Here is a 17,052-nt window from a genome sequence, read left to right as displayed (position 1 = left end):
GGAGGGGGGAGCGGCTCAGGCGGCGAAGCGGATGATCGCCTCACCGGACTTCACCGAGGCGCCTGCGTCGACGAGCACCTCGGAGACGGTGCCGGAGTGGCCGGCCTTGAGCGGCTGTTCCATCTTCATCGCCTCGATGACGGCAAGGGTGTCACCGGCTTCGACGGTGTCACCGGGGCTGACGGAGACGGAGACGATGGTGCCCTGCATGGGAGCGTTGAGGGCATTCGAGTCGTCGGCGATCTTCGTTCCCTTGCGGCTGCTCAGTCCGCGCTTGCGTCGGGGCACGCTGGGGCTGGGAACATGACCGAGGTCCGAGATGACGTCCTTGGGGACCGAAACGGTCATTCGGCGGCCATCGACCTCGACCACAACGCTGAAGCTGTCGGTTGCAGTACTCATCTGTTCTCCTAGTTGTGGATCGACAAGCGGATTGACGAAAGCGGTTTCGAGCCAGTTGGTCCAGACCTTGAAATCGATGGCGAACGCCTTTTCGTCGACGAGCACGCGGTGCAGAGGCAGCAGCGTCGAGACTCCCTCGATGCGGTACTCGGACAGCGCTCGGCGTGCTCGCGCCAGGGCCTCATCACGAGTGGCGCCGGTGACGACGAGCTTGGCCAGCATCGGATCGAAGTCGGTGCCGACGACGCTTCCTTCGCGGATTCCCGAGTCGAGACGCACTCCGGGACCCGACGGTGCGCGGTAGTTCTTCACCGCGCCGGTGGCGGGGAAGAACGTCGTGGGATCTTCGGCGTTGATGCGGAACTGCAAGGAGTGTCCGCGCGCGGCAGGGAATTCGTCGGGCAGGGTCTCACCCGAGGCGATGCGCACCTGCCAGCCGACGAGGTCGACTCCGGTGACCTCCTCGGTGACGGTGTGCTCGACCTGGATGCGCGCATTGGCTTCCATAAAGATGATGGTGCCGTCTTCGCCGAGGAGGAACTCACAGGTCGCAGCGCCGACGTAGCCGACGTGGGCGAGCAGGCGGGCCGAGGCTTCGGAGACGATGCGCTCCTGCTCGGCGGTGAGGAACGGGGCGGGTGCTTCCTCGATGATCTTCTGGTTGCGACGCTGCAGAGTGCAGTCACGGGTGGACACGATACGCACATTTCCGTGAGCATCGGCCAGGCACTGCGTCTCGAGGTGGCGGGGACGCACGATCTGCTTCTCGATGAGGCACTCACCGCGACCGAAGGCACTCTGCGCCTCTCGGGTCGCGGCAGTGTACGCGGCTTCGAGGTCCTCAGCCGCGGCGCAGGCACGGAATCCACGTCCGCCTCCGCCGTGGACGGCCTTGACGACGACGGGGAACCCGATCCGGTCGGCCACCTCGGAGGCTTCGGCAAGATCGGCCACGGCTCCGTCGGAACCGGGTGCGACCGGAGCATCGACCGCTTCGGCGACGGCGCGGGCTCCGGACTTGTCACCGAGGAGTTCGATAGCTGCAGGGGGAGGACCGACCCAGATCAGACCGGCGTCGATGACGGCCTGTGCGAACTGGGCGTTCTCGGCCATATAGCCGTAGCCGGGGTGGACGGCATCGGCGCCGGAGCGCTTGGCCAGGGCGAGGATCTTCTCGATGTCGAGATACGTCTCTCCGGGTCCGGAGCCGTCCAGCAGCCATGCGTCGTCGGCGAGTTCGACGAAATCAGCATCGGAATCGGCGCGGGTGTACACGGCGACGGCCTTGATTCCGAGGTCGTGTGCGGCCCGGATGATGCGCAGAGCGATCTCACCGCGGTTGGCGATGAGGACTCGGCGAACGGCTCCGGTCGGAACAGTGCTGCTCAGTACTGGGGCCGGGGAGTCGGAGAGGACTGTGGTCATGGTGCTCCTTTGTATGATCACAGAACAATTTAGAGAACAGCACCAAGGGTTTGTAGGACAGCGATAAAAAATTGCGGCGAGAACTTCAATGTCCTCGGGCGTGTCACTGGAACAGGGTTGAGTCTACCGCCGGAGGGTCCACAGATCGGGCCACAACAGGCCCATGTCGGTGACCAATTCGCGTACCACGGGCAGGCTGAGCCCGAGCACGGTGAGATGGTCGCCGTCGAGCCGGTCGACGAAGGCCCCGCCGAATCCGTCGATCGTAAGTGCCCCGGCCACGTGGAACGGCTCCTCTGTGGCGATGTACGCTTCGAGCTCCTCTGAGGTGGGGGAGCCGATGAGCACCGAGGTGGTCGACCGTTTTGAGCGCAGAGCACTGAGCTCGAAGTCCGTCGAGGCGGTCCGTTCGGCGCTGTCGTCGGGGTCGCCGGTTCCAGGTGGGTACGTTTGGCCGTTCGCTTGCGACGTGCGGGAGAGCACGGCGACCGTATGTCCCGAATGCAGCTGTGTCCATTGACCGGCGATCGCCGACCACACGTCGCGAGTGCGTTCGGCCGTCCCCGGTTTCCCGATGGCCTGCCCGTCGAATTCGAGCAGTGAATCCCCGGCAATGACGACGACGGTGTCCGCGCCGTGGAGAGCCGGGGGAGTGGCGGCGATGATCCGGTCGATGACCGCGCGGGCTTTGGCCTCCGACAGAGCCGTGGTGAGATCGCCGACTGAGCCGGTGAATTCGTCTTCGATGGCACGTTCGTCGACCTCTGAGACGATGACGACCGGGTCGATACCGCCGTCTCGGAGGATCTGGAGACGTGACGGGGACTGGGAGGCGAGCACCACAGCAATCACGAGGCTGCCTCCGAATGATTCGGAACTGGTGCGGCAGTGCCGTCCTGCCTCGCCGGTGTTTCTACTGCGGCGTCGTCCTGTGCCGTCGGCTCTTCTTCGGCAGAGTGGGCTTCGGCGCCGGGAACGAGGTCCTGGCGGCGGGCGTTTTCGCCTTTCTCCGGGATATCCAGGCTCCGGTCGACGACGACCGGTGCTTCGATGCGTTCGGCGATCGCCGACAGCAGAGTCGAGGACAGCTGTGCATATCCGAGTTCGCTGGGGAACCGCCCGGAGCCATTGAGCAGCGACCGGCGTGTCGTTCCGCTGAGAGAGCCCGTCGACCGCAGCGGAACCGCGTGTGCGGCCAGCGCTGCCAGCCATTGGGAGCCGGCGAGGACACGGGACGTCCGGCGCAAGGAGGTCTTGAGCGGATCGCGCAGCCCCGGCAGGCCGCCGAGGTTGGGGCAGACGAGGACGAACACGGTGTAGCGACCCTCGCGCTGAAGCCGGTTGATGGCCTGGTTGAGCACGGGAACGCCGATGGTCGCCTGGATCGGGTGGATGATGTCGCCGGTGCCGATCGAGATGATCGCAAACCGGCGGTCTTCGCTCCAGCGGTCCGAGAGCTGACGGGAGAGCCAAGGAGAGCGCAGGACCTCGTCGACCTGTCGGTGCAGATCATCCGACAGCGCCGAGGGGCGAGCGGTGGTCTGGACCCGGACGGTGGTACCGAGCATCCGTGCCAGTCCGCGGCCGATGAGAGTCGGAGGTGCCTGCTCCGGGTCGACATCGACCCCGCACAGCCAAGAGTCGCCGATGATGGCCAGGGCGGCGGAGTCGTCATCGTCGTTGTCGCGTGGGGCGGCGATCGCCTCGGTGAAGGTGGAGTAGCGACGATTCTTGTCGTCGTCGAAGGAGCGGCGAAGCGAGCCGGCTTGGTGGCGGAGCAGCCCTGCCGCCGAGGCGCCGGCGCCGACGACGGTCGCGCCCATGGTCGCCAGCGTATAGATCAAGCGTCTTCCCACTGATTCCCTCCTCCGGCGTCATCATTGCACCTTTGTCAGTGCATCAACAACTATTGTTGGAGCATGAGCGAAAACGATCAGCAGCATCCTCCGAACCGATTCCGAGGGGCATGGCACGCGCTTCGGCGCGGACGCGGATCCTCTCATTCCGAGTCCGAACCCGAAGTGACCCCGTCACAGGCGGTCAGTCCCGAGGAGATCGCACTCAGCCGAATCGAAGCCGAGGCCAAACCGTATGTGGCTCCCGGTCTCAAGCTCGCTGCCGCGTGGTCGTGGCGGTCGATCGTCGTCCTCGTGGCCATCGGCGTGGCTCTGTGGCTCCTGTCGAAGATCTCCAGCGTCGTGCTTCCCGTGCTTATCGCTCTGCTGCTGGCCGCGCTGCTTGCGCCGCTGACCGGGTGGCTGAACAAGAAGGGTGTGCCTCGAGGCGGGGCCGCGGCGATCTCCTTCATCGGGTTCCTCGTCGTCGTCCTCGGACTCTTCGGCCTCGTCGGCCAGCAGATCTATTCCGGGATGCCCGACCTCGTCAAACAGGTCATCGCCGGTGTGTCCGGAATCAGCGGATGGCTGGCCACGAGTCCCTTCGGCATCGATGCTTCGACGATCTCGAGCTATATCGACGATGCGATCAAGACCGCGACGGACTTCTTCCAGAACAACAGCAGCCAGCTCCTCGGCGGTGCCCTGCAGGCCACTTCCTCGGTCGGCACCTTCCTCACCGGCTTGGCCGTCTGCCTGTTCACGACGTTCTTCTTCCTCTATGACGGACAGAACATCTTCAGGTGGGTGATGAACCTGCTGCCGGTCCCCGCACGCCCCGTCGCCACGGGTGCCGCTCTGCGCGGATGGACGACCCTCGTGCAGTACGTGCGGGTCCAGATCCTCGTGGCCGCCGTCGACGCGATCGGCATCGGCATCGGCGCCGCGTTCCTCGGGATCCCGCTGGTCATCCCCATGACCGTGCTGGTCTTCCTCACCTCATTCGTCCCGGTCGTCGGCGCCATCGCCTCCGGTGCGGTCGCCGTGCTCGTGGCACTGGTCTCGAGCGGCCCGATCAGTGCGATCATCATGTTGGCTGTGGTCATCGCCGTCCAGCAGATCGAAAGCCAAATCCTGCAGCCGTTCCTGATGGGCAAGGCCGTGTCCGTCCATCCGCTGGCTGTGATCCTCGCGGTCACCGGAGGCGGCTTCCTCTTCGGCATCGTCGGAGCGCTCTTCGCCGTTCCCCTGGTGGCCGTGCTCAACAGCGTCGTCAGCTATATCGTGCGCACGAATGCCGGTGATACCGAAGACGCAGAAGAGGACTCGCAGCGAGATCCGAACGAACGCGAAGCCACCGCCGTCCTCGAGACAGCGAAGGAACGACTCACCGATGCCGTTGACGAGTCGGCAGAAGACAAAAGTGCATCGGGTTCCGGAACGACTGACTCCGGTGAGTCAGACACTTCGGCAGAGTCAGGCAAGAAGGATTCGTCTGAACCGGAGTGAATAGATATGTGAATAGACAAGTGGGCGGGTGCGAAAACGCATCCGCCCACTTCGGTCTGTACTCGATCAGCCGGTGAAGGCCTCGACGGAGTCGACCTTGACCTCGATGGTCTTGCCGTTCGGAGCTTCGTAGGAGGACTTGTCTCCGGCCTTGACACCGAGGACAGCCGCTCCGAGCGGTGACTTCTCCGAGAAGACGTCGATATCGGAGTCTCCGGCGATCTCGCGGTTGCCCAGCAGGAACCGCATACTGTTGCCGGCGACGGTCGCGGTGACGACGGTTCCCTGGGTGACGGTCTTGCCGTCGCTGTCGTTGGAGCCGACCTTCGCATTGCGCAGCAGCACCTCAAGCTGGCGGATGCGTGCTTCCTGCTTGCCCTGCTCGTCACGCGCTGCGTGGTAGCCGCTGTTCTCCTTCAAGTCACCCTCGTCCCGGGCGGCTTCGATCTTCTCAGCAATCTCTGCACGACCCGGTCCGGAGAGATGCTCGAGTTCCTTCGACAGGCGGTCAAAGGCTTCCTGGGTCAACCATGTCTCTTCCTGGGTGACTTCCTCGGTCATGACTTCTCCTTCTTCGGTCGGTGCACTGACGGGCGTGTCAGGCAACGAAAAAACCGGGCGTATGGGCACGCCCGGAAGTTGAATGAAACTACAGTGTAACGCATCAGCTGAGAAAAACGATGAGTTCGATCACGTTCCCGGCTGCGAGTCGGCGGTTCGTGACCGCAAGGCGAGTCCTCGTGCGAGAACTATTCGAACCAGCAGGATTCCGCGTGACCTGAGGCGGCCAGCTGTGTCGTTGCCAGGTCGACATCGACGCGCTTCGGCGAATTCGGATCGGCGTTCGGATCGGTGGGTACGGTCACCTCGGTGAAGCCGACGACCGCTTCCTGCTCATTGGTGGCCTGGATGATGCAGTGAACGTCGCGTTCCTGATCAGGAAATATTCCGACGCTGACGCGCGTTGAAGAGTCGTCGACAACCGAATAGTCAAGAGTGCGCGGTGTTGTGGGACTCGCCTGCGGGCTGAAGGCCCAGACTGCGATGACGGCGACCACTGCGGCGAGGACGATGACGCCGATGACCTTCGCGCGACGGCTCAGTTCTCGCTTGGGTCTGCGGGTCCGGCCGTAGCGATCATCATGCAGCGGTGGTGCCACTGTTACCTCAGTCATTGAATTCCTCTTTAAGTACTTCGCGCACTAATCTAGAGTAGTCGATCCTCTGCCGGCGATCATGTCAGCCGCAGCGCCGGCAGCAGGTGGCCACCAGGCTGAATCGAAAGGGACATTTAGGATATGACTTCGCTTCCGTACCATGGGCTGCGCCTCTTGGCCGTCCATGCCCACCCCGATGACGAATCCTCCAAGGGTGCGGCAACGAGCGCGAAGTACGCTTCTCTGGGTGCCCGGGTGCTCATCGCCACCATGACCGGTGGTGAGGCCGGAGACATTCTCAACCCTGCGCTTCTGCAGAGCCCGAAGGCCAGCCGTGACATCGCCGGTCTCCGTCGTGAGGAGATGGCCACCGCCGCTGCAGCTCTCGGCGCCGAACATGTCTGGGTCGGCCACGTCGATTCGGGACTGCCTGACGGCGATTTCGACAACCAGACTCCTCCTGGATGCTTCTATCGGGTTCCCGACGAGGTGGCGATGCTTCCTCTCGTGCACATCATCCGCACCTTCCGTCCGCAGGTGGTGACCACCTATGACGAACTCGGCGGGTACCCTCACCCCGACCACATCAAGAACCATGCCGTGACAATGGAAGCCGTCGAGGCCGCCGCGGATGCGACCTCCCACCCCGAGCTCGGCGAACCGTGGCAGGTGCAGAAGATCTACTACAACCAGGACCTGTCGGCGAAGAAGTGGATCACCATCCACGAGAAGATGCTCGAAGCAGGACTCGAATCCCCGTTCGCCGACCATCTCGAGGATTTCAAGAAGCGAGACAATCAGCGCCACAACTGGCTGAGCACCCGCATCGCCTGCTCAGAATTCTTCTCTGCCCGCGATCGTGCGCTTCTCTCCCACGCCACCCAGATCGATCCCGAGGGCGGGTTCTTCTCTGCTTCCCGCAAGGCCGCTCGCACGTACTGGCCGACCGAAGAGTTCGAACTGGCGCTCGACCTCACCGGCCGTGAGCCGCTCAACCGGGAACTCGACTTCCAGGAGACCGACCTGTTCGCCGCCGTGACCTTCGACGACGGTCGGAGAATTCCGGATGAGGGGATGCTCCCTGAATCACCGGTGGCAGACGATTCCGCTGCTGATTCCGCCGTCCCGACCGAAAGCGACACCCGCGCATGATCTTCGCGTCCTCTCCAACGCCGACTCCGGACGGAGGTACGCCGGACCCGGATCTGGTGACACCCGGAACCATCGGCTTCCTGGCGACCCTCGCAATCGTCGTCCTGACGATCTTCCTCATCCGGGACGCCCTGCGCCGTGTCCGTCGGGTGCGAGCGCGCTCCGGCACCAGCGACGCCTATCCGATCCCGCTGCGCAAGCATGTGGTGCCCAACCAGTCGAAGCTCTCAGGTCCGGAATCACCCGAACCGGAGTCCGCTGACAGCGAATCTGATGAAGCGGGCAGCGGAACCGGGAGAGATGATGCAGATCGCCGAGGCGGCTCGACGGAGGAGCCGACGGATTCCTCCGAATCCTCCGACGATCGGCCCTGACTCCTCAGCAGACAGACAACGGCGCGATCACCGATAGGTGATCGCGCCGTTTCCGTATACGCAGATCCTGCCGATGGATGGTTGTTCCGGGCCGAGCCGAGTGAAATCAGTAGGCTGCGACGGCAGCGACGATGAGCGCGGCGAGGTGGCAGCCGTAGCCGAGGATCGTGAGGATATGGAAGATCTCATGGAAGCCGAGCCACTTCGGCGACGGGTTCGGTCGTTTGATCCCGTAGATCACGGCGCCGGCGATATAGCACACACCGCCGAGGACGACGAGGAGACCGACGGCGAAGTTCGTCGCCCAGATCTGAGGGATGTAACCGACTCCGGCGACCCCGAACCCGACGTAGATGGGGACGAAGAGCCACCTCGGCGCGGTTGTGAAGATCGTACGGAAGGCTGCGCCGAGGGCGGCGGCACCCCACAGCACGGACAGGAGGAGGACCTCCTGGTCGGTGCGGAGCATAAGCACTGCCAGCGGTGTGTACGTGCCGGCGGTGATGAGGAAGATGTTCGCGTGGTCGAGCCGTCTCAGGATCAGGCGGACGCGGGTGCGCCAGCGGCCGCGGTGGTACACGGCGGAGGTGCCGAAGAGCAGCATGCCGGTGATGGCGAAGATCGCGGCGGCGATACGAGATTCGATCGTCGGGGAGATGATCACCAGCGCGAGGCCGCCGATCATCGCCAAGGGGAACGCCCCGGCATGGAACCAGCCACGCAGCTTCGGCTTGACCTGACCCGCCAGTTTCGTCAGCTCGGCCCGCAGCGCCGAGCGGCGACGGGCGATGCGGTGATCATCGGCCGGCGGCGCATCATCCGCACCTGCTGAACCGACCGACCTTGAGCCGTCGGGAACGACTGAAGAGGAATCGGTGAGCGAAGCATTCATAGCTCCATAGTAGACACCGGCCCTGAGGCCTCATTCAGCATCCTCGGCTAGTAGTCTGTACAGTGTTCGATCCGACCGACGACCCATATGGAAGAGGACAGCTGTGGCGCGACCCGTGAACCTGCTCTATCGGCTGTATGAGCGACGGCTCAAACGTGAGCTCGACAAGTCGGTACCGGTTCCGCGACACGTCGGCGTCATCACCGACGGCAACCGCCGATGGGCGAAGGAATTCGGTGCGACGACCGCCGACGGCCATCGGGCAGGAGCGGCGAAGATCGTCGAATTCCTCGGCTGGTGCCACGAGATCGACGTGGAGATCGTCACCCTCTACGTCCTGTCCAAGGAGAACCTCGCCCGTTCGGCAGAAGAGGTGTCGATCCTCATCGAGATCATCTCCGATCTGGTCGAGAAGATCGCCGCCCTCGACGGTGTCGGCGTCCAGCTCGTCGGTGATCTCGATATCGTTCCACCCGATCTGCGGGCCCGACTGGAAGCGGTGACGACGACCGAGGACTGCGGAATGCGAGTCAACGTCGCCGTCGGCTACGGCGGCCGGCAGGAGATCGTCAACGCGGTGAAGTCACTGCTTCGGACTCGGGCCGACGATGGCACAGATCTCGAGACGATCATCTCCGAGCTGTCTCCCGAGCAGATCGGCGAGCACCTCTACACCAAGGGCCAGCCCGATCCCGACCTCATCATTCGCTCTTCCGGAGAACAGCGGCTCTCCGGCTTCCTCATGTGGCAGAGTGCCTATTCGGAGTTCTACTTCTGCGAGGCCTATTGGCCGGACTTCCGCCGCACGGACTTCCTCCGTGCCGTACGCGACTACGGTCTGCGGCAGCGACGCTTCGGCAAATAGACCCTGCCCGCGGCCGGAATGGACTTCAGGCCGTGGCCGGCGCGGATTCCGGGCTGTCTTGCGCTGGAATCCCGCATTCATTCGAAGTTCATGACCTCGACTTGCCCGGGCACGCGTGCCGCTACCGGCTGCGGGGGAGAACCGGGTTAGGTTGGCTGTAGTTGGTCGACACCAACCCGAGATCGGGGGATGTCAGAACCGGATCTCGGCGGAACTCACGCCTCAGAGGTCCTCATGGCTGAAAAAGTCCACACCTACGTTCTCGACACTTCGGTGCTGCTGTCGGATCCTGGAGCGCTTCTGCGCTTCGCCGAGCACCACGTCGTCATTCCACTCATCGTCGTCTCTGAACTCGAGGGCAAACGCAACCATCCCGAACTCGGTTTCACGGCTCGCAAAGCCCTCCACATCCTCGACGACTTCCGGTCAGACTTCGACCGACTGGATGAGCCCATTCCGGTCGGTGACGCGGGCGGAACGCTGCGGGTCGAGCTCAACCACATCGATGCCTCCACGATGCCGGTCGGCTTCGATCGGACGGAGAACGACACTCGCATCCTGGCCGTGGCCCGCAACCTCTCCGCCGAAGGCTGCGACGTGGTAGTCGTGACCAAGGACGTTCCGATGCGAGTGAAGGCATCTGCCCTCGGCCTGCACGCGGAGGAGTACCTGGCGGAGCTGGCCGTCGATTCGGGGTTCACCGGGATGAGCGAGCTCGGACTCGACGATGAGCAGATGAGCGAATTCTACGATTCGGGATCGGTCGTCACCGAGGAGGTCTCCGACGAGGTGGTCAACACCGGGGTCGTCATCACCTCACCGCGCGGATCCGGATTGGGACGGGTGCGCACCGGCAACCGAGTGTCGATGGTGCGCGGGGACCGCGACATCTTCGGAGTCCACGGCCGATCGGCAGAACAGCGGATCGCCATCGATATGCTGCTCGACGACGCTCTGGGGATTGTGTCGATGGGAGGGCGAGCCGGAACGGGGAAGTCCGCGCTGGCCCTCATGGCCGGTCTTCAGAAGGTGCTCGAGGAGAATAAGCACTCGAAGATCATGGTCTTCCGCCCCCTCTACGCCGTGGGCGGGCAGAACCTCGGTTACCTGCCCGGCAGCGAAGGGGAGAAGATGAACCCCTGGGCTGAGGCCGTGTTCGACACCCTGAGCGCCTTGGTGAGCAAGAACGTCATCGACGAGGTGGTCAACAGGGAGATCCTCGAGGTGCTTCCGCTCACCCACATCCGAGGGCGGTCCCTCCACGATGCCTTCGTCATCGTCGATGAGGCACAGTCGCTGGAACGCAATGTTCTGCTGACCGTGCTCTCACGCATCGGAATGAATTCGAAGGTGGTGCTCACGCATGATGTCGCCCAGCGGGACAACCTGCGGGTGGGCAGGCACGACGGAGTCGCCGCGGTGATCGAGAAGCTCAAGGGCCACGAACTGTTCGCTCACGTCACTCTGACGCGGTCGGAGAGGTCGGAGATCGCGGCTCTGGTCACCGATGTGCTCGAGGAATTCGACCCGTTTCGCTCCTGAGCTTCTGCTCTGGTCGCCGATCGCTGACGTTGCCGCCGAGGTATCGCGCTACGCGGTGAGCGGTCGAAGCTGCGGCGAGCGGTCGCCGGAAGTGTGAGTGGGTCGAGAGCACGAAACGGCGCCCGGACGATTTCACGTCCGGGCGCCGTTGTGATCAGTCAGACTGACAGCTTACTTGTAGTTGCCGATCATCGTGGTGACATCGAGGGCCTTGTCGAGGTCGGCCTCGGTGATGGATCCGTTTTCGACGAAGCCGAGCGCGATCGTCGCTTCCTTGACCGTCATCTTGTTCGCCACAGCATGCTTGGCGATCTTCGCAGCGGCTTCGTAGCCGATGACCTTGTTCAGCGGGGTGACGATGGAGGGGCTCGCCTCGGCGAGGAAGCGGGCGCGCTCCTCATTTGCGGTGAGTCCGTCGATCATCTTCTCGGCCATGACGGTCGAGGCGTTCGCGAGCAGGCGGATCGACTCGAGCAGGTTCGAGGCCATGACCGGGATGCCGACATTGAGCTCGAAGGCGCCGTTGGTCGACGACAGCGACACGGCGGCATCGTTGCCGATGACCTGAGCGGCGACCTGAATGGTGGCCTCACAGATAACCGGGTTCACCTTGCCGGGCATGATCGACGAACCTGGCTGCAGATCCGGAATGGCGATCTCGCCGAGACCGGTGTTCGGTCCCGAACCCATCCAACGCAGGTCGTTGCAGATCTTCATGTAGCCGTAGGCGATAGTCCGCAGCTGACCGGAGGCCTCGATGAGTCCGTCGCGGTTGGCCTGTGCCTCGAAGTGGTTGCGAGCCTCGGTGATCGGCAGGCCGGTTTCCTCGGCGAGGATTTCGACGACTCGGGAGGAGAAGCCGTCAGGGGTGTTGATTCCGGTGCCCACGGCCGTTCCGCCCTGCGGGACCTCGGCCACACGGGGCAGGGAAGCCTCGATGCGCTCGATGCCGTAACGGACCTGTGCGGCGTAGCCGCCGAACTCCTGACCGAGCGTCACCGGGGTGGCGTCCATGAGGTGGGTGCGACCGGACTTGACGATGGAGGAGAATTCCTCCGCCTTCTTCTCCAGGGAGGTCGCCAGGGTGTCCATGGCCGGGATGAGGGTGTTGACCAGGGCCTTGGTCACAGCTAGGTGGACCGAGGTGGGGAAGACGTCGTTCGAGGACTGTGAGGCGTTGACATGGTCGTTCGGGTGAACGTTGACACCGTCGGCTTCGAGTGCCTTCGTTGCCAGAGAGGCCAGGACCTCGTTGGTGTTCATGTTCGATGAGGTTCCGGAACCGGTCTGGAACACGTCGATGGGGAAGTGTGCGTCGAACTCACCGGAGATGACCTCATCGGCTGCGTTCTGGATTGCTGTGGCGCGGGCCTCGTCGAGGACGCCGAGTTCGGCGTTGGTCTTCGCCGCCGCCTTCTTCACCTGAGCCAGCGCTGCGATGTGAGCGGATTCGAGGGTCTTGCCTGAGATCGGGAAGTTCTCGACGGCACGCTGTGTCTGTGCACTGTAGAGGGCGTCCTTGGGGACCTTGACCTCACCCATGGTGTCGTGTTCGATGCGAAATTCTTCGGTCATTGTTGTCCTTTCCGTTGGGTGCCTGGGAGCTGATTGCGGACTTCAAGCTCGCTGGAGCCTGAAGGCTGACCACCGAGGTGGCCGATCGTTCAGGAAGCGTAGGTGGAGACCGCGGCCTCGTTGCCTCCGTATTGGGCCACGACCGTGGTGCGGCCGTCATGGAGCTGGTAGGTGAGTCCGACGATGATGAGCCGGCCGTCGTCGACAGCGGTCTTGATGATCGTAGACAGCTGCATGATCTTGTCGACCGTGTCCATGGTGTTCTGACCGACGGTCTCGTTGATCGTGGTGCGCCCGTTCTTTCGCGCCCGGGCCACGGTCGGCAGGATGCGGGCGACGACATCGGAGATGAATCCCGGGGGAGTCTCACCTGAGTCGTAGGCATTGTAGGCAGCGGTCACGGCCCCGCAGCTGTCGTGTCCGAGGACGACGAGCAGGGGAGTGCCGAGCATTTCCACACCGTATTCGAGCGAACCCAAGGTGACCGGGTCGATGACCTGTCCGGCATTGCGGACGACGAACATGTCGCCGAGACCGACATCGAAGATCATCTCAGCGGCGACTCGGGAGTCCGAACAGCCGAAGAGAGTCACGAACGGGGTCTGGCTGTCCGACAGTGACTCGCGTCGCGCCGTGTCCTGATTGGGGTGCCGGGGGACATCGTCGACGAAACGCTGGTTTCCCTCGAGGAGTCGATTCCACGCCTGATTGGGCATTGCTTGCACACCTGCTTCCGAATTGTGTGAATCGCGCCCGGGACCGGGTGCGATTGAAGGTCAGACCAGTCCGCGGCGTGCGGCCTCTTCGGCGGCCTCCACGTAGGAATGCGTCTTCGCGGCCTGGTGTTCGGCGAAGACCTGACGGACGGTTCCCGACTTCGATCGCATGACCAATGAGTGCGTCGTGACGTGGCCGCCCTGGAATTTCACTCCGTCGAGCAGGTCGCCGTTCGTGATGCCGGTGGCGACGAAGTAGCTGTTGTCTCCGGTGACGAGGTCATCGGTGTTGAGCACCTGGGTGACATCGAGGCCGGCCTTGGCGGCGGCTTCGCGTTCGGTGTCGTCCTGCGGCCACAGACGGCCCTGGATGACTCCGCCGAGTGCCTTGATAGCGCAGGCGGTGATGATGCCTTCCGGGGTGCCGCCGATGCCCATGAGCATGTCGACGCCGGTTCCGGGACGACAGGCGGCGATGGCTCCGGCGACGTCGCCATCGGTGATGAGTTGGATGCGGGCACCGGCGGCGCGGATCTCATCGATCATCTGCTGGTGGCGCGGACGGTCGAGGATCATCACCGTCACCGAGGCGGGATCCTTCGTTCCCTTCGCCTTGGCGACGCGACGGATGTTCTCAGCGATCGGCAGACGCAGGTCGACGGCGTCGGCGGCGTCGGGGCCGGTGACGAGCTTCTCCATGTAGAACACGGCAGAGGGGTCGTACATTGCACCGTCTTCGGTTACGGCCATGACCGAGATCGCGTTGGGCATGCCCAGGGCGGTCAGGCGGGTGCCGTCGATCGGGTCGACGGCGACATCGCAGTGCGGACCTCCGCCGTCGCCGACCTGCTCTCCGTTGAAGAGCATGGGAGCTTCGTCCTTCTCGCCTTCGCCGATGACGACGGTGCCGGCCATGCGGACGGTGGAGATGACATTGCGCATCGCGGCAACGGCTGCGCCGTCGGCTGCGTTCTTGTCGCCGCGGCCGACCCAGGGGGCGGCGGCGATGGCGGCGGCCTCGGTGACTCGTACTAGCTCCAATGCCAGGTTGCGGTCGGGGGCATCCGACTCGACCTGAGCCTTCTGTGACCATGAGTCGGTCACTGCGACAGGTGGAGCCTCCTCATCAACTCGTCCTCGATCATGGTGAGATTTCACGTCAACAGGCTCTTTGGAGTCACTCATGCTTCCAATTGTGCCACCCCTGTGATCCGGGTCGCGACAGAGGTGTCCGCTTGTGGTCGCAGTCACGCCTGCGGGTCGGGATTGGCCCTTCGCGCGCGAGCCGAGGACAATGGCGGTGTGAATGTCCGAAATGCTGTCGACGAGACGGGTGCTCGAACGGTCGCCGACGAGGTGACGCAGAGTCCCAAGGGAGAGCCCATGGCTGACGAGTCCGGAGTGATGCTCCCGGGATCCCGCGAAGAGATGCGCTTCCTGCGCAAGAACTCGAACTGGGTCAATATGATCATTGCGATCCTCGCCTGCCTGGCGGTCGTCGTTGGGATCCTGTTCCTCGCCCCGCAGCCCGAAGTCGACTCCGAACGTGTCGTCGACTACCAGGGAATCGCCGAGCAGTCACAGGGAAATGCCGAGTTCGATCTCATCGTTCCCCAGATCCCGCGTGGATGGACCTCGAATGAGGCCAGCCTGGATCGGGTGGGCGATTCCGAGTACACCTCGTGGTACATGTCGTTCATCGGCCCCGACGACCAATGGGTGAGCATCGAGCAGGCCGAAGCGAGTGAGAACTGGGCGAAGCGGAAGACCGATGAGGCCGCCGCAGCCGAGAAGGTGACTGTCGGCGGTGCCGACTTCCAGATCTATCGCACCGAAGAAGCGAAGGAATACTGGGTCACGCACAAGGGCGATATGTATGTCGTCATGAGCGCCACCGCTGCGCCGGACACCATCAACAGCTTCGCCGATCAGGTGGCCGCCCAGCTGAAGTGACTCCGGCTGCCCCGAAATTCTACTCGGTGTCTTCCGAAGTCTCCTCACGGGCTTTGTCGAGGCGTTCCCGCGCGCCATCGAGCCATGCCTGGCATCGGTCGGCCAAAGCTTCGCCGCGTTCCCATAGTCGCAGTGACTCTTCGAGCGGCAGATTGCCGGTCTCAAGTCGTTTGACGGTCATGACGAGTTCTTCCCGAGCCTGCTCGTAGCTGAGCGTGCTGATATCTGGCTGATCCTGTTGGGTCGTCGGTTCGGTCATTGGCGTCTCCTTCGCAGAGTGAGTGAAATGTGGGCGGAGTGCGGAGCTGTGGTCATTCGCCGGTCGTCGAATCCTCCGTCTCCGGGGTGACATCGGTGATCTCCGCATCGAATCGACCATGAGCGACCCGGACGTGGACGGTGTCACCGCTGGTGACTTCGTCGGCATTGCGGACAGCTTGTCCCACGTCGGTCTGCACAACGGCGTATCCGCGCTCCAACGTCCGCAGGGGAGAAAGTGATCGGGCCTGGGAGCGGAGATGCTGGATCTCGTTCTGTGCTTGGACGATCGACGCATTCGTCGCCTGCAGACTGCGGCGGCGGATCATCGCCAGTTCGTTCTCGTGCGCAGTGATCATCGTCTGCGGTTCGGCGAGGACCGGGCGTGATCGCACTGCGGTGAGCATCTCCTGTTCGCGGTCGAGGATGCGATTGACGGCCGCCTCGAGCTCGGCGCGGGCGCGCAGCAGATTCATGCCTTCTTCGGCGACATCCGGCACGATTCGTTTCGCGGCATCCGTCGGCGTTGATGCCCGCATGTCAGCGACCTCGTCGAGGATCGGTCGGTCGGCCTCGTGCCCGATCGCCGAGACCACTGGCGTCTGTGCTGCAGAGACGGCACGGACGAGTGCTTCGTTGGAGAACGGAAGGAGGTCTTCCATGCTGCCGCCGCCGCGGGCGATGACGATGACGTCGATCTGCGGGTCCGCGTCGAGCTCGGCGAGGTTCTTCATCACTCCGGGCACGGCATCCGGACCTTGGACGGCACAGTTGCGAACTTCGAATTCGGCGGCGGGCCAGCGCAGGTGCACATTGCGCATGACATCCTTCTGTGCATCCGAATCCCGTCCGGTGATCAGGCCGATCCGGTTCGGCAAGAACGGCAGGCGCAGCTTCCGACTGGGGTCGAAGAGTCCTTCGGCGCCGAGCTGCTTCTTCAGTCGTTCGAGGCGGGCGAGGAGTTCGCCGAGGCCGACGGCGCGGATATCGTTGGCCCTCATCGTCAGTCGACCGGTCTTCGTCCAGAAGTCGGCTTTGAGGTTGGCGACGACGTGGCTGCCCTCGGTAAGAGGCGCACCGGTGCGTTCGAGGACGTTCTTCCAGATCTGGACCGGCAGGGACATCTCGACATCGGTGTCTCGCAGGGTCAGGTAGCTGGCCTTGCCTCGATGGTTGAGCTCGACGACCTGCCCTTCGATCCACACGCTCGACATGCGGTCGATGTAGGACTTCATCTTCGATGACAGCAGGCTCAGCGGCCATGGATTCTCCGCCGTGGTCTCGGCTGCTGTGGCGGCGAGCTCCTTCAGCTCGACGGATTCGCCGAGCGTGCCGGGAGTGCCGGAAATTCTTTGCGCCATTTAAGTCCCTTTCCGAATCCCAAGCCTAACGAACGG

17 protein-coding genes are annotated in these 17,052 nt (G+C 63.6%); 6 read left to right on the top strand and 11 right to left on the bottom strand.

Features of this window, described 5'->3' with window-relative positions; all coding sequences use genetic code 11:
• Positions 1-15: 15 nt before the first annotated feature.
• From BLU88_RS13510 to BLU88_RS13500, 3 genes are all read right to left on the bottom strand, one after another.
• Positions 16-1,827 carry an acetyl/propionyl/methylcrotonyl-CoA carboxylase subunit alpha gene (locus BLU88_RS13510; protein ID WP_092014926.1) on the bottom strand — a complete coding sequence of 604 codons (1,812 nt, stop codon included), beginning with the start codon at positions 1,825-1,827 and terminating at the stop codon, positions 16-18.
• Between the two features lie 123 nt (positions 1,828-1,950).
• Positions 1,951-2,679 (bottom strand): Maf family protein, encoded by a 729-nt coding sequence (locus BLU88_RS13505; RefSeq protein WP_092014924.1) that lies wholly within the window; start codon positions 2,677-2,679, stop codon positions 1,951-1,953.
• Positions 2,676-3,683 (bottom strand): SGNH/GDSL hydrolase family protein, encoded by a 1,008-nt coding sequence (locus BLU88_RS13500; protein WP_231939413.1) that lies wholly within the window; start codon positions 3,681-3,683, stop codon positions 2,676-2,678. The genes BLU88_RS13505 and BLU88_RS13500 overlap by 4 nt, the downstream gene beginning before the upstream one ends.
• Positions 3,684-3,746: 63 nt before the next feature.
• Between BLU88_RS13500 and BLU88_RS13495 the strand changes: the two genes are divergently transcribed.
• Positions 3,747-5,171, top strand: coding sequence for an AI-2E family transporter (locus BLU88_RS13495; protein WP_092014922.1), 1,425 nt, complete (start codon positions 3,747-3,749; stop codon positions 5,169-5,171).
• A 66-nt stretch (positions 5,172-5,237) separates the two neighbouring features.
• Here BLU88_RS13495 and greA read toward each other — a convergent pair whose 3' ends face one another.
• Positions 5,238-5,732 carry a transcription elongation factor GreA gene (gene greA, locus BLU88_RS13490; RefSeq protein WP_092014920.1) on the bottom strand — a complete coding sequence of 165 codons (495 nt, stop codon included), beginning with the start codon at positions 5,730-5,732 and terminating at the stop codon, positions 5,238-5,240.
• A gap of 188 nt (positions 5,733-5,920) precedes the next feature.
• Entirely contained in the window at positions 5,921-6,346 is a 426-nt protein-coding gene (locus tag BLU88_RS13485) for a DUF4307 domain-containing protein (RefSeq protein ID WP_092014918.1), read from the bottom strand.
• Positions 6,347-6,469: 123 nt separating this feature from the next.
• Here BLU88_RS13485 and mca point away from each other — a divergent pair, with 123 nt between their 5' ends.
• Positions 6,470-7,480: a mycothiol conjugate amidase Mca gene (gene mca, locus BLU88_RS13480; RefSeq protein ID WP_092014915.1), complete on the top strand. Its 1,011-nt coding sequence runs from the start codon at positions 6,470-6,472 to the stop codon at positions 7,478-7,480.
• Positions 7,481-7,536: 56 nt separating this feature from the next.
• Positions 7,537-7,854 (top strand): hypothetical protein, encoded by a 318-nt coding sequence (locus tag BLU88_RS18780; protein ID WP_231939412.1) that lies wholly within the window; start codon positions 7,537-7,539, stop codon positions 7,852-7,854.
• A gap of 106 nt (positions 7,855-7,960) precedes the next feature.
• Here the strand turns inward: BLU88_RS18780 and trhA are convergent, their stop codons facing one another.
• The gene (gene trhA, locus BLU88_RS13470; RefSeq protein ID WP_092014913.1) at positions 7,961-8,746 is read right to left on the bottom strand and encodes a PAQR family membrane homeostasis protein TrhA; all 786 of its coding nucleotides are present in this window, start codon (positions 8,744-8,746) and stop codon (positions 7,961-7,963) included.
• Positions 8,747-8,849: 103 nt separating this feature from the next.
• Here trhA and BLU88_RS13465 point away from each other — a divergent pair, with 103 nt between their 5' ends.
• The gene (locus tag BLU88_RS13465) at positions 8,850-9,611 is read left to right on the top strand and encodes an isoprenyl transferase (protein WP_092014910.1); all 762 of its coding nucleotides are present in this window, start codon (positions 8,850-8,852) and stop codon (positions 9,609-9,611) included.
• 234 nt (positions 9,612-9,845) lie between these two features.
• Complete coding sequence (locus tag BLU88_RS13460) at positions 9,846-11,153, top strand: PhoH family protein (protein WP_092017488.1); 1,308 nt, start codon at positions 9,846-9,848, stop codon at positions 11,151-11,153.
• Positions 11,154-11,324: 171 nt separating this feature from the next.
• Here BLU88_RS13460 and BLU88_RS13455 read toward each other — a convergent pair whose 3' ends face one another.
• From BLU88_RS13455 to glpX, 3 genes are all read right to left on the bottom strand, one after another.
• Positions 11,325-12,728, bottom strand: a complete 1,404-nt coding sequence (locus BLU88_RS13455) for a class II fumarate hydratase (protein WP_092014907.1) — start codon at positions 12,726-12,728, stop codon at positions 11,325-11,327.
• An 89-nt stretch (positions 12,729-12,817) separates the two neighbouring features.
• Complete coding sequence (locus tag BLU88_RS13450; protein ID WP_092014904.1) at positions 12,818-13,444, bottom strand: carbonic anhydrase; 627 nt, start codon at positions 13,442-13,444, stop codon at positions 12,818-12,820.
• A 60-nt stretch (positions 13,445-13,504) separates the two neighbouring features.
• Positions 13,505-14,629, bottom strand: coding sequence for a class II fructose-bisphosphatase (gene glpX, locus BLU88_RS13445; RefSeq protein WP_197678139.1), 1,125 nt, complete (start codon positions 14,627-14,629; stop codon positions 13,505-13,507).
• A 198-nt stretch (positions 14,630-14,827) separates the two neighbouring features.
• On the opposite strand from glpX, the gene BLU88_RS13440 reads away from it, so the two are divergent.
• The gene (locus BLU88_RS13440) at positions 14,828-15,397 is read left to right on the top strand and encodes a DUF4245 domain-containing protein (RefSeq protein WP_231939411.1); all 570 of its coding nucleotides are present in this window, start codon (positions 14,828-14,830) and stop codon (positions 15,395-15,397) included.
• 19 nt (positions 15,398-15,416) lie between these two features.
• On the opposite strand, the gene BLU88_RS13435 is transcribed toward BLU88_RS13440, so the two are convergent.
• Together BLU88_RS13435 and xseA are read right to left on the bottom strand one after the other, a co-directional pair.
• Entirely contained in the window at positions 15,417-15,656 is a 240-nt protein-coding gene (locus BLU88_RS13435; protein WP_092014894.1) for an exodeoxyribonuclease VII small subunit, read from the bottom strand.
• 52 nt (positions 15,657-15,708) lie between these two features.
• Positions 15,709-17,016 (bottom strand): exodeoxyribonuclease VII large subunit, encoded by a 1,308-nt coding sequence (xseA, locus tag BLU88_RS13430; RefSeq protein ID WP_092014890.1) that lies wholly within the window; start codon positions 17,014-17,016, stop codon positions 15,709-15,711.
• Between the last annotated feature and the right edge of the window lie 36 nt (positions 17,017-17,052).

Source organism: Brevibacterium siliguriense (assembly GCF_900105315.1).
Taxonomy (GTDB): Bacteria; Actinomycetota; Actinomycetes; order Actinomycetales; family Brevibacteriaceae; genus Brevibacterium; species Brevibacterium siliguriense.
Note: the sequence above shows the minus strand (reverse complement) of the source record. Positions and strands in the feature narration are given on the sequence as shown.

Bases quoted from the DNA above. Each gene is read 5' to 3' on its own strand.
- BLU88_RS13455 (WP_092014907.1), bottom strand. From the start codon at position 12,728: ATGACCGAAGAATTTCGCATCGAACACGACACCATGGGTGAGGTCAAG.
- BLU88_RS13435 (WP_092014894.1), bottom strand. From the start codon at position 15,656: ATGACCGAACCGACGACCCAACAGGATCAGCCAGATATCAGCACGCTC.
- glpX (WP_197678139.1), bottom strand. From the start codon at position 14,629: ATGAGTGACTCCAAAGAGCCTGTTGACGTGAAATCTCACCATGATCGA.
- BLU88_RS13440 (WP_231939411.1), top strand. From the start codon at position 14,828: ATGGCTGACGAGTCCGGAGTGATGCTCCCGGGATCCCGCGAAGAGATG.
- greA (WP_092014920.1), bottom strand. From the start codon at position 5,732: ATGACCGAGGAAGTCACCCAGGAAGAGACATGGTTGACCCAGGAAGCC.
- BLU88_RS13460 (WP_092017488.1), top strand. From the start codon at position 9,846: ATGGCTGAAAAAGTCCACACCTACGTTCTCGACACTTCGGTGCTGCTG.
- mca (WP_092014915.1), top strand. From the start codon at position 6,470: ATGACTTCGCTTCCGTACCATGGGCTGCGCCTCTTGGCCGTCCATGCC.
- trhA (WP_092014913.1), bottom strand. From the start codon at position 8,746: ATGAATGCTTCGCTCACCGATTCCTCTTCAGTCGTTCCCGACGGCTCA.
- BLU88_RS13450 (WP_092014904.1), bottom strand. From the start codon at position 13,444: ATGCCCAATCAGGCGTGGAATCGACTCCTCGAGGGAAACCAGCGTTTC.
- BLU88_RS13495 (WP_092014922.1), top strand. From the start codon at position 3,747: ATGAGCGAAAACGATCAGCAGCATCCTCCGAACCGATTCCGAGGGGCA.
- BLU88_RS13485 (WP_092014918.1), bottom strand. From the start codon at position 6,346: ATGACTGAGGTAACAGTGGCACCACCGCTGCATGATGATCGCTACGGC.
- xseA (WP_092014890.1), bottom strand. From the start codon at position 17,016: ATGGCGCAAAGAATTTCCGGCACTCCCGGCACGCTCGGCGAATCCGTC.
- BLU88_RS13510 (WP_092014926.1), bottom strand. From the start codon at position 1,827: ATGACCACAGTCCTCTCCGACTCCCCGGCCCCAGTACTGAGCAGCACT.